This window comes from Pseudomonas citronellolis, from assembly GCF_900112375.1.
GTDB lineage: Bacteria > Pseudomonadota > Gammaproteobacteria > Pseudomonadales > Pseudomonadaceae > Pseudomonas > Pseudomonas citronellolis.
This window is the reverse complement of the sequence record NZ_FOLS01000005.1, coordinates 18,972-33,938: the sequence shown is the minus strand read 5'-3', so window position 1 is coordinate 33,938 and position 14,967 is coordinate 18,972. Positions and strand designations below refer to the sequence as shown.

Annotated in this window: 11 protein-coding genes and 1 pseudogene; 9 read left to right on the top strand and 3 right to left on the bottom strand. The window is 69.7% G+C overall.

From position 1 onward, the window contains the following. Window positions 1–398: 398 nt before the first annotated feature. Entirely contained in the window at window positions 399–1,304 is a 906-nt protein-coding gene (locus BM060_RS06365; RefSeq protein ID WP_074978359.1) for a CobW family GTP-binding protein, read from the bottom strand. After that, window positions 1,301–3,046: an amidohydrolase gene (locus tag BM060_RS06360; RefSeq protein ID WP_074978356.1), complete on the bottom strand. Its 1,746-nt coding sequence runs from the start codon at window positions 3,044–3,046 to the stop codon at window positions 1,301–1,303. The genes BM060_RS06365 and BM060_RS06360 overlap by 4 nt, the downstream gene beginning before the upstream one ends. A gap of 103 nt (window positions 3,047–3,149) precedes the next feature. On the opposite strand from BM060_RS06360, the gene BM060_RS06355 reads away from it, so the two are divergent. The 9 genes and pseudogenes from BM060_RS06355 to BM060_RS33660 all read left to right on the top strand — a co-directional run bounded on the left by BM060_RS06355 (window position 3,150) and on the right by BM060_RS33660 (window position 13,306). After that, complete coding sequence (locus BM060_RS06355; RefSeq protein ID WP_074978353.1) at window positions 3,150–4,193, top strand: helix-turn-helix transcriptional regulator; 1,044 nt, start codon at window positions 3,150–3,152, stop codon at window positions 4,191–4,193. A 4-nt stretch (window positions 4,194–4,197) separates the two neighbouring features. Beyond that, window positions 4,198–5,127, top strand: coding sequence for a LysR substrate-binding domain-containing protein (locus BM060_RS06350; protein ID WP_074978350.1), 930 nt, complete (start codon window positions 4,198–4,200; stop codon window positions 5,125–5,127). A gap of 117 nt (window positions 5,128–5,244) precedes the next feature. After that, window positions 5,245–6,330 carry an ABC transporter ATP-binding protein gene (locus tag BM060_RS06345; protein ID WP_074978348.1) on the top strand — a complete coding sequence of 362 codons (1,086 nt, stop codon included), beginning with the start codon at window positions 5,245–5,247 and terminating at the stop codon, window positions 6,328–6,330. 59 nt (window positions 6,331–6,389) lie between these two features. Continuing rightward, on the top strand, window positions 6,390–7,505 hold the full coding sequence (locus BM060_RS06340; RefSeq protein WP_074978345.1) for an ABC transporter substrate-binding protein: 1,116 nt from the start codon (window positions 6,390–6,392) through the stop codon (window positions 7,503–7,505). A gap of 9 nt (window positions 7,506–7,514) precedes the next feature. Continuing rightward, entirely contained in the window at window positions 7,515–8,348 is an 834-nt protein-coding gene (locus BM060_RS06335) for an ABC transporter permease (RefSeq protein WP_043271809.1), read from the top strand. 10 nt (window positions 8,349–8,358) lie between these two features. Then, window positions 8,359–9,174, top strand: coding sequence for an ABC transporter permease (locus BM060_RS06330; RefSeq protein ID WP_009622674.1), 816 nt, complete (start codon window positions 8,359–8,361; stop codon window positions 9,172–9,174). 580 nt (window positions 9,175–9,754) lie between these two features. Further along, window positions 9,755–11,080 carry an alginate export family protein gene (locus tag BM060_RS06325; RefSeq protein WP_074978727.1) on the top strand — a complete coding sequence of 442 codons (1,326 nt, stop codon included), beginning with the start codon at window positions 9,755–9,757 and terminating at the stop codon, window positions 11,078–11,080. Between the two features lie 93 nt (window positions 11,081–11,173). Next, window positions 11,174–12,448 (top strand): annotated as a pseudogene (locus BM060_RS33665) (methyl-accepting chemotaxis protein); the annotation flags it as partial. Between the two features lie 303 nt (window positions 12,449–12,751). Beyond that, complete coding sequence (locus tag BM060_RS33660; RefSeq protein ID WP_370686617.1) at window positions 12,752–13,306, top strand: methyl-accepting chemotaxis protein; 555 nt, start codon at window positions 12,752–12,754, stop codon at window positions 13,304–13,306. Here the strand turns inward: BM060_RS33660 and qhpG are convergent, their stop codons facing one another. Further along, complete coding sequence (gene qhpG, locus BM060_RS06315) at window positions 13,307–14,614, bottom strand: flavin-dependent monooxygenase QhpG (protein ID WP_074978339.1); 1,308 nt, start codon at window positions 14,612–14,614, stop codon at window positions 13,307–13,309. It lies immediately after the preceding gene. Window positions 14,615–14,967: the final 353 nt, after the last annotated feature.

Below are 14,967 nucleotides of genomic sequence, written 5' to 3'. Positions count from 1 at the left end.
CCGGGCATATCGGCGCGATTCGCGGATGGGATCCGCTCCTGCGCTGCCCCACCCACGCCATTCCCCTGTAGGAGCGCGCCCTGCGCGCGAATCGCGGGCAGGGCCCGCTCCTACAGGTTGCCGGGGAACACGGCTTCTCGTAGGAGCGAGCCCTGCTTCAGGCGGCCAGTTGCGCTGATGGGTATCGCTTCGCTCAACACCATCCTGCGAAGAGCCGTGCTTCCTGGAAACGTAAGCGGACCTTGTCCGCGATGGCCGGACATATCGGCGCGATTCGCGGATGGGATCCGCTCCTACGCCGCCCCACCCACGCCATTCCCCTGTAGGAGCGCGCCCTGCGCGCGATATCGCGGGCAGGGCCCGCTCCTACAGGTTGCCGGGGAACACGGCTTCTCGCGTCAGGCGGCCAGGCACTGTTCCAGGCTGGCCTCCAGACGCTCGCGCAGCCCGGCAGCGGCGCTGGCGATGAATACCAGGCAGTTGTCGCCCTCCTGCGCCTGCGCCGCCAGGAACTGGCTGCGGCCGCCGACGTATTGCAGCCACAGCGGCTGTTCGCGGCCGCTGACCTGCACCCGGCCCTTGAGGCGGAACAGGCCTTCCGGCAACTGGTCGAGCCAGGCGCGCAGGCGCCGGGGGTCGAACTGGCCGGCGTGGCGCCAGGTCCAGCTGTCGAACAGCCGGCCGTGATCGACACCCAGCGGCGCCAGGCGCTGCGCGCGCTCCGGGCGTTCGCCGTAGAGCAGCTCGTCGGGTATTTCCGCCTGCACCGTCTGCAGCATCCGCCGCGGCTCGCCGAAGCGCTGGCGCAGGGCCTGCAGTTGCTCCGGCGTCGCTATGTCGGCCTTGTTCAGCAGCAGCAGGTCGGCCGCGGCCGCCTGGCGCCTTTCCAGTTGCGCGTACTCGCCTTCCAGCGGCTGGCTGCGGGCGGCGTCCACCAGGGTGATGAGCGCGTCCAGGTGCATGTGCCTGCGCAGCTGCGGGTAGCCCAGGGCCTGGATGATCGGCTGCGGGTCGGCCACGCCGCTGCATTCGATGACGATGCGCTCCACCGCCGGCTGCATCGCGGCCAGGCGGCCGAGCTGGGCCAGCAGGTCGTCCTGCATGGTGCAGCACAGGCAGCCGTTCTGCAGGGCGTACACCGCGTCGCTCTGCTCGGCGATCATCTCGGCGTCCACGTTCAGTTCGCCGAAGTCGTTGACGATCAGCGCCAGGCGCTGCCCGGCGCACTGCTGCACCAGGCGGCGCAGCAGGGTGGTCTTGCCGGCGCCGAGGAAGCCGGCGACCACGGTCACCGGGATGCTCATCGGTCGTCCCTCATGATCTGCGGCACTTCGCCCTGCCACACCGCCTGCAGCGGTCCGCTGAACACGCCCTGGCGGTCGTAGACCGGGCGGCCCTCGACGAAGGTCTGCTCGACCTGGGTGCGGTGGATGTAGCCGCGCGGCGGCTGGGCGAAGAGGTCGCGGTCCAGCACGATGAAGTCCGCCGACTTGCCGGCCTCGATGCTGCCGGTCAGGTGCTCCAGGCCCATGGCGTGGGCACCGTTCAGGGTCACCACCTGCAGCGCCTGCTCCAGGCCGATGGGTTCGCCGAAGCAGGCCGGGTCGTCGTTCCAGGGGTTCTGCCGGGTGATCATGGTCTCCAGGGCCAGCCAGGGGTCGATGGAGGCCACCGGCCAGTCGGTGCCCATCACCGCGATGCCGCCGGCGGCGAGCACGCCCTTGTAGTCGTAGATGCGCTTCAGGCGCTCGGCGCCGTAGCCGGAGCGCGCGCCGCTGGCGAAGGGCGTGGGGTACCAGGCTGCCGGGGAGAACTCGGCGATCACTTCCAGCTCGCGGAAGCGCTTGAGGTTGCCCGGGTGCAGGATGGTGCTGTGCGCGCACTGGTGGCGGATGCCGCTGAAGCCGTTGCGCCGGCGCGCCTCGGCCACCGCGTCGAGGAACACGTCGGAGGCGCCGTCGCCGGTGCAGTGGGCGATCACGCGGATGCCGCGGCGGTCCATGTCCACCACCATGTCGGTGATGTGCTCGGGGGTCAGGTTGAGCTTGCCGCGCCAGCTGTCCTCGCCCGGCCAGGGGCTGATGAGGAACGACGAGCGCGGCTCCACGGTGCCGTCGAAGTGGAACTTCACGGCGTTGGCCGACAGCCGCGCGCTGCGGTAGTAGTGGCGCTCGCCGCTGAGCAGTTCCCAGCGCCGGCGCACCGGGAAGATGTCGTCCTGCCAGCTGATCGCCGCTTCCACGCGCAGGGTCAGCTGGCCGGCGTCGTCCAGTTCCTTGAGCGCCTGCAGGCGGCGTTCGCAGACGTGCACGTACTTGCTGGCGGTGACGCCGCGGGCGCTCTGGAAGTGCACGCCGTCGCGGTAGGCGCGGCGCAGCACCTCGATGGGGGTGGGCGGCATGGCGGCGTGGATCAGCGCGTAGGCACCGTCGATCAGCAGGCCGTTGGGTTCGCCGGTCAGCTCGTCGCGCTCCAGGTAGCCGTTGCGCGGGTCGGGCGTGGCGGCGTCGATGCCGGCCAGTTCGAGGGCGCGGGAGTTGACCATCATGGTCCCCCACATGCGGTCGAGCAGCGCCACCGGGCGGTCCGGCATGACGCTGTCGAGCCACTCGCGGCCCGGTTTCAGCCCGGCCTCGCGGAAGGTGTAGCGCACCCAGTACTGGCCGTAGACCCAGCCGTCGCCGGGGTGGCTGTCGGCGTAGGCGCGGATGGCCGCGGCCAACTGCTCGGGGCTCGGGTCCTCGATGCCCACGTCGAGGTCGTCGGCGTAGCGCGGGGCCAGGGCCAGGTCCGGGTGGGTGTGCATGTCGTGCAGGCCGGGCATGCAGAAGGCGCCGCCGAGGTCGTGCTGGCGGGTCTGCGGGCCGACCAGGTGCGCCAGTTCCTCGGCGCGGCCGACGGCGAGGAAACGGCCGTCGCGGATGGCCACGGCCTCGGCCCAGGGCTGCGCCGGGTCGAGGGTGTAGAAGCGGCCGTTGCGCAGCAGCAGGTCGGCGTGGCGGTTGGCAGGCGAATGGGACGAACGGAATGTATCGGGCGCCGTCATGTCGGTGCTCCCCTTGTTGTTTTGCGCCGAGTATAGGGAGCTGCCAGAAGCCTTTGACTAGCATAAGATGACAACTTGCTAGCCTCAGATAACAAGCACGAACATGCCCGACCAGCAGTCCGACATCGACTACGCCGCACGCCAGCTGTACCAGCGCTTCCTCGAGGAATGGCAGGCCCGGCCCCGGCTGCCGCCGCTCGCGCCGCTGCTCGCCGGGCTCGGCGTGCCGGCCGCCGAGGCCGCTGCCAACATGACCTTCGCCCGCTACTACCGCCTGCTGCGCCAGGCCGCCGGGCTGCTCGGCGCCAGCGATTTCTTCCTGCGCCTGGGCCAGCGCTACAACCTGTTCGACCTGGGGGTGATCGGCTACGCGCTGATCAGCGCGGCCAACCTGCGGCGCTCCTGGGACATCTCCCTGGGCCAGCCCTCCAGCCTGCTACCGCACCCCATCCACGTCACCCGCGAGGAGCACGGCGAGCACCTGGTGCTGGCCCTGCAGGCGCCGCCCTACAGCCCCGTGGAAACCCAGGCGCTGCTGGAGGAATGGTTCAGCAGCACCTGGCGCTGGCTGTGCCAGCGCCTGCCGGAGCTGGCCGAATGCGCCGGCATGCAGGTGCGCCTGCCGTTCGCCGCACCGCCCCACGCCGCGCTCTACGCCGAGCTGTTCCCCGGCCGCAGCGAGTTCGCCGCCAGCCGCGCCGAGCTGCGCATCCCGCGGGCATTCCACGACCGCCCCTTCTCCACCTCCAACCCCTCGGTGCTGCGCCTGTGCCAGGCCCAGGGCGCGGCCACCCTGGCCAGCTTCGAGAGCGGCGAGGCACTGCCCGACGACCTGCGCTTCTACCTGCTGCAGAACGCCCGGGTGCCGCTGCCGGACCTGGAGCAGGCCGCCGCGCACTTCCGCCTGCCGCCGCACACCCTGCAGCGGCGCCTGCGCGCCCACGGCCTGACCTTCAAGGGCGTGGTCTACGAGGTGCGCATGGCCCTGGCCGAGCGCTACCTGCTGGCCAGCCGCATGAGCCTGCAGGAGATCGCCTTCCTGCTCGGCTACGAACACGTCACCAGCTTCCACCGCGCCTTCCTGCGCCACGCCGGGACCACCCCGGAAGGCTTCCGCCAGCGGCGCGCCCGCCCCCACCAGGAGTGAGCCCATGCGCTTCCCTTCGATGACCGCCCTGCGCGTGCTCGACGCCGTCGCCCGCCTGGGCAGCCTGTCCGCCGCCGCCAGCGAGCTGAGCCTGACCCGCAGCGCCGTGAGCCACCAGTTGCGCAGCCTGGAGGAATGCCTGGGCACCGCGCTGATCGAGAAATCCGGGCGCGGCATCGTGCTGACCTACCGCGGCGAGTACTTCGCCCGCGAGACCCAGCGCGCCCTGGGCATCCTCAACGAGGCGCGGCGCTTCACCGACGCCCAGGAGATCGCCGGGCGCCTGTGCGTGAGCTGCACCCCGGGTTTCGCCACCTACTGGCTGTGCCACCAGATCGGCAAGTTCCAGCGCGCCCACCCGCAGGTCGAACTGAACCTGGTGGCGCCGCGGATTCCCGACGACGTCAGCAACCGCGACGTCGACCTGTTCATCGCCTACGGCGTGGGCGACTGGCCGGACCTGCACGTCGAATTGATCGCCACCCTCGACACCTTCCCGGTGTGCAGCCCCTCGCTGCTCAACGCCGCCGGCGGGCTGGACTCGCCGGAGGACCTGGCCAACCTGCCGCTGCTGCACATGGTCGACCACTCCGACTGGCTGCTGTGGGCGGCCGCCGCCGGGGTACGCGACCTCAACGTGCGCAACGGCATCGTCTTCTCCGACGCGCACCTGGTGCAGTCGGCGGCCATCGCCGGGCAAGGCGTGGCCATGGGCGACGCCCTGGTCAGCGGCGACGCCATGGCCAAGGGGCAGTTGGTGCGGCTGTTCAACGTCTCCATCGAGCCGCCGAACCGCTACTACTTCGTCACCGACGCGGCCAAGAGCGAGCGCCCCGACGTGCAGGCCTTCAAGGCCTGGATGAAGGCCGAGCTGCGGCTGTCCGAACAGTTCCGCAAGGGCAGCCGTGGCGGCGTGATTGGTGAAGGAATTTGAACAATGACGGCGAAAAAACGCGATTGAAGCGCAGGAGGATTTGACAATACTGCGCAAAAGGACGGCTGGCCGCTGGGTCGCCGCGCCACAGAACAAGAATAAGACGAGGTGAATGCAGTGGAGCGACAGCCCCAACTTCGTGCCATCGACATCGGCAAGCGCTATGGCGATTTCCGTGCCCTGAGCGATGTGTCCATCGATATCCAGCAGGGCGAGTTCCTCACCCTCCTCGGCCCCTCCGGCTCCGGCAAGACCACCTTCCTGATGATCCTCGCCGGCTTCCAGGACCCGTCCAGCGGGCGCCTCGAAGCCCTCGGCCAGGACATCACCCGGCGCCCGGCGGAGAAGCGCAACTTCGGCATGGTGTTCCAGGGCTACGCGCTGTTCCCGCACATGAGCATCGACGACAACGTCGCCTTCCCGCTGAAGATCCGCGGCGTGAAAGCCGAGGAACGCAACCGCCGGGTGCGCCACATGCTCGAAGTGGTAGGCCTGGGCGAGCACCGCGGCAAGCGCCCCGGCGAGCTGTCCGGCGGCCAGCAGCAGCGCGTGGCCATCGCCCGCGCGCTGGTGTTCGAGCCCGACCTGCTGCTGCTCGACGAACCCCTCTCGGCGCTGGACAAGAACCTGCGCGAGCAGCTGCAGGCCGAACTGCAGCGCATCCACCGCCAGGTCGGCACCACCTTCGTGTTCGTCACCCACGACCAGAACGAGGCCCTGGCGCTGTCCACCCGCATCGCCATCTTCAACCGCGGCCAAGTGGCGCAGATCGACACCCCGCAGGCCATCTACAACCAGCCTGCCAACCGCTTCGTCGCCGAGTTCCTCGGCAAGATGAACCTGTTCCCGCTGAGCCAGGTGGGCCGCGCCGGCGCCCTCGCCTGGGGGCGTTTCGGCGACGCCCAGCTGCACGCCGAACCCTCCGCCGCCCTGGAGGCCGCCGCGCCGCTGCTGGCGGTGCGCCCCGAGCACATGCAGTTGCACAGCGCGCCGCCGCAGGTGGAAGGCCACAACGTGGTGCAGGCGGTGCTGACCGCCAAGACCTACCAGGGCGCCAGCACCGAGCTGGGCCTGGCCACCGCCGCCGAGGGCGCGCTGCCCATGAGCCTGGCGGTGCACGCCGAGCACCAGGCCGCGCGCCTGGACCAGGGCGCCCGCGTGTGGCTGAGCTGGCCGATCGAGAAGAGCCTGCTGCTCGCCTGATTCCCGGGGCGCCCGCGCGCCCTCCCCCTTTTCGCCATCCCCGCCTGGGAGCTGCATTCATGTTCAACCCGCATCAGCAAGACTGCATCGAAGTCCTCATGGAAAAGGCCCGCCGCGGGCAGATCGACCGCCGCACCTTCCTCAAGGGCATGGGCCTGCTGGCCGCCCTGCCCCTGGCGCTGCGCAGCGGCGTCAGCTTCGCCGCCGGCGACAAGCCGCTGGTGGTGGTGAACTGGGGCGGCGACGCCATCAAGGCGTTCGGCAAGGCCTGGACCGAGGGCTTTTCCAAGAGCACCGGCATCCCGGTGAAGATCGACGGCAGCGGCCCCACCGAGGGCGCCATCCGCACCCAGATGAGCAGTGGCCGGGTGAGCTGGGACGTGGTCGATGCGGAAAGCTCCATCCTGCAGAACCTGGGCAAGGAAAACCTGGTGGAGCCGATCGACTACGGCATCGTCTCCAGGGACAAGGTGCTGCCGGGCTTCGCCTACGAATACGGCATCGCCGACTACATGCTCAGCTACGTGATCGCCTACGACAGCGAGCGCTTCGGCGACAAGGCGCCGAAGACCTGGAAGGACTTCTGGGACGTGCAGGCCTTCCCCGGCAAACGCACCCTGTACAAGTGGATGAACGGCATGCTGGAGGCCGCGCTGCTGGCCGACGGCGTCGAGCCGGACAAGCTCTACCCGCTGGACGTGCCGCGCGCGCTGAAGAAGATCGACGAACTCAAGCCGCACATCCTGGCCTTCTGGGGCTCGGGCGCCGAGACCCAGCAGCTGCTGATCGAGGGCGAGGTGAGCATGGGCGCCATCTGGAACACCCGCGCCCAGATCATCACCGAGGACAGCGAGGGCCGCATCAAGTGGACCTTCGACAACGCCCTGCTGGGCTGCAGCAACTGGGGCGTGCTCAAGGGCAACCCGGCGGGCAAGGACGCGGCCATGCGCTTCATCGCCTACGCCCAGGACCCGCAATCCCAGGTGGAGCTGTTCAAGATGTTCGGCAACGGCCCGGCCAACCCGGCCGCCGCCGCGCTCATCCCGGCCGACCGCAAGCACCTGAACTGCACCGACCCGGACAACCTGCCCAGGCAGATCATGCTCAGCCACGAGTGGTACACCGACCACTACGCGGTGGCCCTGGAGCAGTACCTGACCCACGTTTCCAAGTGAGGTGAGCCCATGGCGGAGAACCCCTCGCGGCTGAAGCTGGCCCTGCTGCTGGCGCCGCTGCCGCTGGTGCTGCTGCTGTTCTACGTGCTGCCTTTCGCCGGGGTGGTGGGCTGGAGCTTCAGCCTGCCCACCCCGGGCATCGAGCAGTACCAGCGCATCGCCAGCGACCCGGCGATCCACGACGTGCTCTGGCGCACCTTCCGCCTGTGCACCACGGTGAGCGTGGTGTCGCTGCTGATCGCCTACCTGATGGCCTACTGCTGGGTGTACAGCCCGCCGTTCTGGCAGCGCATGGTGGAAATCTGCGTGTTCATCCCCTTCTGGCTGTCGGTGCTGGTGCGCGCCTTCGGCTGGCTGATCGCCCTGCGCAGCAACGGTCTGCTCAACGGCTGGCTGCAGGCGCTGGGCATCACCAGCGAGCCGCTGCAGCTGACGCGCAACGAGCTGGGAGTGGTGATCGGCATGGTCCACTTCATGGTGCCCTTCGCGCTGTTCCCGCTGGTGTCGACCATGCGCCGCCTCGACCCGCGCGTGCTGCTGGCCGCCCGCGGCCTAGGCGCCGGGCAGCTGCGCACCTTCTGGAGCATCTTCGTGCCGCAGACCATCCCTGGCATCCTCGGCGCCTTCATCATCGTCTTCGTGTTCTGCCTGGGCTTCTTCATCACCCCGGCGATCCTCGGCGGCGGGCAGACGGTGATGGTGGCCGAGTACGTCTACCTGCAGATGTTCCAGACCAGCAACTGGGGCCTGGGCGCGGCGCTCTCGGTGGTGCTGCTGGCGCTGGTGGCGGGGCTGATCTGGGCGCTGCTGCGCATGACCCGCGTCGACAAGCTGGTGGGATGAGGAACGCCGAATGAACGCACACGAAAGCCGCGCGCCGAGCCGCCTGCTCGCCGCCATGGCGATGATCTTCATGCTGTTCCCGCTGCTGGCGGTGATCCCGGTGTCCTTCACCGGCAAGCGCTTCCTCTCCATGCCCGACGGCAACTGGTCGCTGCGCCACTACAAGGCCCTGCTGGACAGCCCCGAGTGGCTCTCGGCGGTGGGCCAGAGCCTGGTGGTGGCCAGCGCCGCCTGTGTGGTCGCCACCGCCCTGGCGGTGAGCTTCGCCCTGGGCATCTGGTACCTGCGCTCGCGCTGGGCGGCGCTGCTGATCGGCCTGGTGCTGCTGCCCATGGCCATCCCGCCGATGATCTCGGCGATGGTGCTGTACTTCATGGAAACCACGGTCAGCAAGTTCGCCCCCGGCCTGGGCTACGACACCCTGTTCGGCCTGACCATCGCCCACATCGTGATGGTGGTGCCCTACGGCGTGGTGACCATGCTGGTGGCCCTGAGCCAACTGGACCGGCGCATCGAACTGGCCGCGCGCAACCTCGGCGCCAGCCTGGCGCAGACCACCTTCCTGGTGGTGCTGCCAAACCTCAAGCTGGGCGTGGCCAGCACCGCGCTGCTGTGCTTCGCACTGAGCTGGGAAGAGATCGCGGTGACGCTGTTCGTCACCAGCACCGAGGTCAACACCCTGCCGCGGCAGATCTGGTCCGGCCTGCGCGACAACATCGACCCGGCGGTGGCGGCCATCTCGGTGCTGCTGATCGCCATCACCCTCCTCGCCCTGCTCGGCCGCATGCTCGCCGGGCGCGCCGCCGCCAAGCCGGCCGGGCACTGAGCAGCCACGCCGGCGGCGCTGTCCGGGGGATTGTCGGCGCCCCGGACAGCGCCGCCGGCTGGGCTTCCCCACGAGCGCATGGCCCGGAGCCACCGGGAAGCCATCGCGGACGGAGTCCGCTCCTACGCCCGAGTTTCCCTGCCACGTAGGAGCGGACCTTGTCCGCGATAGCCGGGGGTTCCGGCGCGGTTCGCGGATGAGATCCGCTCCTACGCTGCGCCACTCACACCATTCCCATGTAGGAGCGCGCCCTGCGCGCGAATCGCAGGCAGGGCCTGCTCCTACAGGTTTCCGAGAGGCACCTGTCCGCCCTGCATCCCGCCACCTGCGCCGAGATGCTTTTCGTAGGATGGGTTGAGCTTGCGATACCCATGCGGCCATCGGTGATGGGTATCGCTTCGCTCAACCCATCCTACGGGTGTTTCCCTTGCACCCGAAGCGGGCTCCGTCCGCGATCCCGCAGACATCTGGCAAGCACATCCAAGCACTTGGCAGACAGGCACAAGGCCAGCAGCGCCCATGGCCTTAGCATCCCAGGCAGTTTCGTCCCCTGCCAACAATAACGATACGGATGCACGCCATGACCCGATCCACCGTCCTGCGCCCGACGCTGCTCGCCCTGCTGATCGCGGGCAGCGGCCAGGCCAGCGCCTATTCGCTGTATTCCACCGACGACACCCACCTCAACGCCGACCTCACCGCGGTCTACGCGCTGCTGCACAGCCAGGAGAACTATGCGCAGAGCGGCACCAAGGGCAAAGGCTCGTCCTATTGGCAGGAAGGCTTCATCAAGTACGGCCTCAGCGGCGACCAGCGCCTGGGCGGCGCCGGCAGCGTGTATGGCGCCTTCGCCCTGCTCAGCTCGGCGACCTGGGGCGATGGCGACGCCGCCGGCTTCACCGACGGCTCCGAGCGCACCACCAAGATCGAGGACGCCTACCTGGGCTGGCGCTCGGGCACGCTGTTCCCGGTGCTGGGCGAGGACGGCATCGACTTCTCCTTCGGCCGCCAGAACATCGTGGTCGGCGACGGCTTCCTGATCAACGGCGACGCCCTCAACTTCGGCAATGGCCTGGCCGACGGCATGTTCGACCGCGGCGGCGCCTACTACCTGGCCGGCCGCCGCAGCTTCGACGAGACCGCGGTGCTGCGCATCGGCGGCAAGCAGGGTTGGCGCGGCGACATCATGCGCCTGAAGTCCGACAACCCGGCCCAGGCCAAGCCCGAGCTGTACGTCGGCACCCTGGAGCACGTCAGTGACGCCGGCACCCTGGGCCTGACCTACATCGACGTCACCGACATCGACGAGCAGTACGCCTCCCCCGCCCAGCTCGACCGCAAGGACATGAAGACCTACAGCCTGCGCGGCCAGGGCAACGCCGGCGTGGAGAACCTGTTCCTCTCCGGCGAGTACGCCTGGCAGGACAAGCGCCACGCCGACGACGAGAACGCCTGGTACCTGGAAGCCGGCTGGACCTTCGCCGACGCCGCCTGGAAGCCCTACGTCAGCTACCGCTTCAGCCGCTTCTCCGAAGGCTTCGATCCGCTGTTCTACGGCTTCAGCCGCGGCTTCGGCACCTGGTTCCAGGGCGAGGTGGCGGGCAACTACTCCGGCCCGTTCAACAGCAACACCCGCGTCCACAACGTCGGCGCCAGGATCCAGCCGACGGAGACCTTCGACGTCGGCCTGCAGTGGTTCCGCTTCGACACCATCGACAAGGACCTGGGCAACCTCGGCGGCCACGAGATCGACCTGTACGCCGACTGGACCGTCAGCCCGCACCTGACCATCACCCCGCTGGTCGGCGTGTACAAGCCGAAGAAGAGCGCCGAGCAAGGCGGCACCCAGATCGGCGGCAACGACGACAACCTCTACACCCAGCTGATCTTCACCAGCACCTTCTAAGCCACAAGCCACGAACCCGCCTCCGCGCCACCGCCGGCCCCATCCCGGCCGTGGCGCGCCGGCGGGTTTCGCGGTTTCCAGGGAGGCCTCCCCATGCGCAGCATCCACTCCACCCTCCAGGGCCGCATCACCTGGCTCGCCGGCCTGTGCCTGCTGGGCATCGCCGCCACCCTGATCGGCCTGTCGCTGTACCAGGCGCGCCAGGACAGCCAGGTGATCGCCGAGGACAGCGGCAAGCTGTTCGCCGGGGCCGCCCACGCCAGCCTGCAGACCCAGGGCCAGGTGCAGGCCCTGCAACTGCAACGCCAGCTGCAGGACAAGCTGCTGCTCGGCGAGGGCCTGTCGCGCACCCTGCAGGCGCTGCGCGAGCAGCAGCGCCTGGGCAACCTCGACGCCGAGGCGCTGCGGCGCAAGGTGGTCGCCGAGATGGGCGGCACCCTGGCCGCGCACCCGGAGCTGCTGGGGCTGTTCGTGGTCTTCGGCGTCGATGCCCTGGACGGCGCCGACGCCCGCTTCAAGGGCCGCGACGAGCTGGGCAGCAACGAGAACGGCCGCTTCACCCTTTACCTGCTGCGCAGCGGCGGCCAGCAGCAGAACGTGGTCGGCACCGAGCAGGTGCTGGCCGACACCACCCCCGGCCCCAGCGGCCAGCCGTACAACGCCTTCTTCACCTGCTCGCGGGACAGCCTGCAGCCCTGCGTGCTCGACCCCTACTTCGACGACGCCTCCGGGCAGCGCCGGCTGGTCACCAGCATCACCCTGCCGCTGCTGGAGGACGGCAAGTTCGTCGCCGCCGTGGGCTTCGACATCGACCTCGCGGCGCTGCAGCAGAGCAGCGTCGAGGGCAGCCGCCAGCTGTTCGACGGCCAGGGGCGCATCCGCATCCTCAGCCCCAACGGCCTGCTGGCCAGCGACAGCGCCAACGCCGCCGGCCTCGGCCAGCCGTTCAAGGACGCGGCGCTGCCCCAGCTGCTGGGCGACATGGCCCAGGGCCGCTCGCTGGCCTACGACCAGGGCGAGGACGTGAGCGTGCTCGCCAGCCTGGCGCCGCTGGCCGGCGCCAAGCCCTGGGGCATCCTGCTCAGCGTGCCCCGGCAGGTGCTGCTGGCCCCGGCGCAGTCGCTGAAGCACACCCTCGAAGGCCTGCGCGCGCGCAGCACCTGGCTGGAAATCGGCCTGGGCGCGCTGGTGGCGCTATTCGGCCTGGGCATCATCACCCTCACCGCCCGCGGCATCAGCCGGCCGATCCTCGGCCTAGCGCGCATGCTGGAGGACATCGCCGACGGCGAAGGCGACCTCACCCGCCGCCTGAACTACCCGCGCCACGACGAGCTCGGCCGCCTGGCCCTGGCCTTCAACCGCTTCCTCGACAAGCTGCAGCCGAGCATCGCCGCGGTGCAGACCGCCAGCGGCGAGGCCCGCGCCGGCGCCGACCAGACCGCCGCCATCGCCCGCCAGACCAGCGACGGCATCCAGCAGCAGTTCCGCGAGATCGACATGGTCGCCACCGCGCTGCAGGAGATGTCCGCCACCGCCAACGCCTCGGCGCAGAGCGCGGCCAGCGCCGCCCAGGCCGCCAGCGAGGCCGAGCGCGCCAGCCAGCAGGGCTACGCCACCATCGAGGCCACCAGCGCCGGCATCGACGCCCTGGCCGGCGACATGAACCAGGCCATGGGCGAGCTGCAGAACCTGGCCAGCAGCAACGAGCAGATCGGCGCCATCCTGGAGGTGATCCAGAGCATCGCCGCACAGACCAACCTGCTGGCGCTGAACGCCGCCATCGAAGCGGCGCGGGCCGGCGAATCCGGGCGCGGCTTCGCCGTGGTGGCCGACGAGGTGCGCGGCCTGGCCAGGCGCACCCAGGATTCGGTGGAGGAGATTCGCGGGGTGATCGAAAACCTGCAGGCGCGCAGCCTGTCGGTGGCCGACGCCATGCACAGCAGCTACCGCCAGGCCCAGGACAACGTGCAGCAGGCGCGCCAGGCGATAGACGCGCTGCAGCGCATCACCGGCGCGGTGAACCTGATCAGCGACATGAACCTGCAGATCGCCAGCGCCGCCGAGGAGCAGAGCAGCGTGGCCGAGGAGATCGGCCGCAACATCGGCGCCATCCGCGACGTGACCCAGGCCCTGTCGGACCAGGCCGAGCGCTCGGCGCACCTGAGCCAGCAGCTGAACCACAGCGCCGAGCAACAGCACCGCCTGGTGCAGCAGTTCAAGGCCTGATCAGCGTGGGCGGTAGCCCTGGCTCAGCAGCCAGCCCTGGAAGATGCGCCGCTGCTGCTCCGGCAGCGCGGCCAGCACCTGCTCCTGCGGCTCGCTGCGCAGGCGCCGCAGCCAGGGCGCCAGCTCCAGGCCCTGCAGGTGCCAGATGCCCAGGGGCTGGTCGGGGCTGACCACCACCTCGGCCTCGTCCACCAGGCCGTCGCGCAGCACCGGGGCGCGCTCGATGCGCAGGGCCTCGAAGTCCGCCGAGGCGTGGCTGGGCACCGCGTCCGGCCAGGCGCGGCGGGCCTGCCAGAAGGGTTGCTCGGCCCATTGTCTTTCTTCGGCATAGAAGTCGCGGCCGACGCGGGCGAAGCGCAGGAACAGCTGCTCCACCCGGCGCTGGTGGAAACGCTTGGCCAACTCGGCGCGCTGCGGGGCGCGCAACAGCGTGTTGATGACGGCAGGGGCCTGCAACGCCGAGGACAACGACTGGAAGATGCCGTTGCCGGACAGCGGGTCCACCGCCATAGCCGCATCGCCCACGCGAATCCAGTTCTCGCCGCAGGCCTCCAGGCAGAGGATCGGCGTGCTGCTGCGGGCGTGCAGTTCCAGGTCCTGTTCGGGGTGGCCGCCGAAGAATGCCTGGCTGAGTGCGGAGCGCTGGCGCCGTTCGCGGCAGTAGTCGAGTAGTTGCTCCTTGGGCGGCAGCGCGCTGCTGGCCACGTCCAGGGTCAGTTGCCAGTAGCAGCGCCCGTCGGCCAGCCGCGCCATCCACGCCCAGCCATCGGCCAGGCTCTGCACCGCGCTGGCCACCGGCCCCGGCGCGCCCTGCCAGCGGCTGAGCAGGCTGAGGGTTTCCGGGCCGCGACGGGCCTTGCCGGCCTTCTGGTTCAGCGGCGCCTGGCGACCGCGGGCTTCGACGAGGAAGGGAGTGTGCAGGTGCTGGCCGCTTTCCAGGCGCACGTGGTGGCCCGTGGCGTCGGATTCCACGCCGAGCACGCGGTCTTCCAGCACCTGGATACCGGCGTCGTGCAGGTCCTGGCGCAGGCCCTGGTCGAACAGCGGGCGGTCGAGGATGAATTCGACGTTCTGCGCGCTTTCGCTGCCGTTCCAGTTCACCCGGCGTTGCGAAGGCGGCGCGGTGCAGGCCAGGGCGTGGTTGAGGCCGGCATGGCGCAGGCCGTCGAGGACGCGTTGGGAGACGCCTTCGACGGCGGCGAAGCGGCGCCATTCGCTGATGACGGTGACGGGATGGCCGAGGCGGTGGAGGCCGATGGCCGTGGCTGCTCCGGCGGGGCCGGCGCCGAGGATCAGGATTGGGGGCATGGAGATTTGAACCCTATCGCGGGCCTGGGCCTGTGGTGCCGATGATAGGCCCGCCCCCTCACCCCAGCCCTCTCCCAGAGGGAGAGGGAGCCGTCCTCAGTGGTGGCAAGGCATGGCGTTCTTCCTGTGATGCCGGGAAGAAACCGCACTCTCCGGCAACGCCGAACAGCCCTCTCCCGGGGGGAGAGGGGGCCGTCCTCAGCGGTAGCAAGGCATGGCGTTCTTCCTGTGACGCCTGGAAGAAACCGCACTACCCGGCAACGCCGAACAGCCCTCTCCCGGGGGGAGAGGGAGCTGTCCTCAGCAGTGGCAAGGCATGGCGCTCTTCCTGTGACGCCAGGAAGAAACCGTAC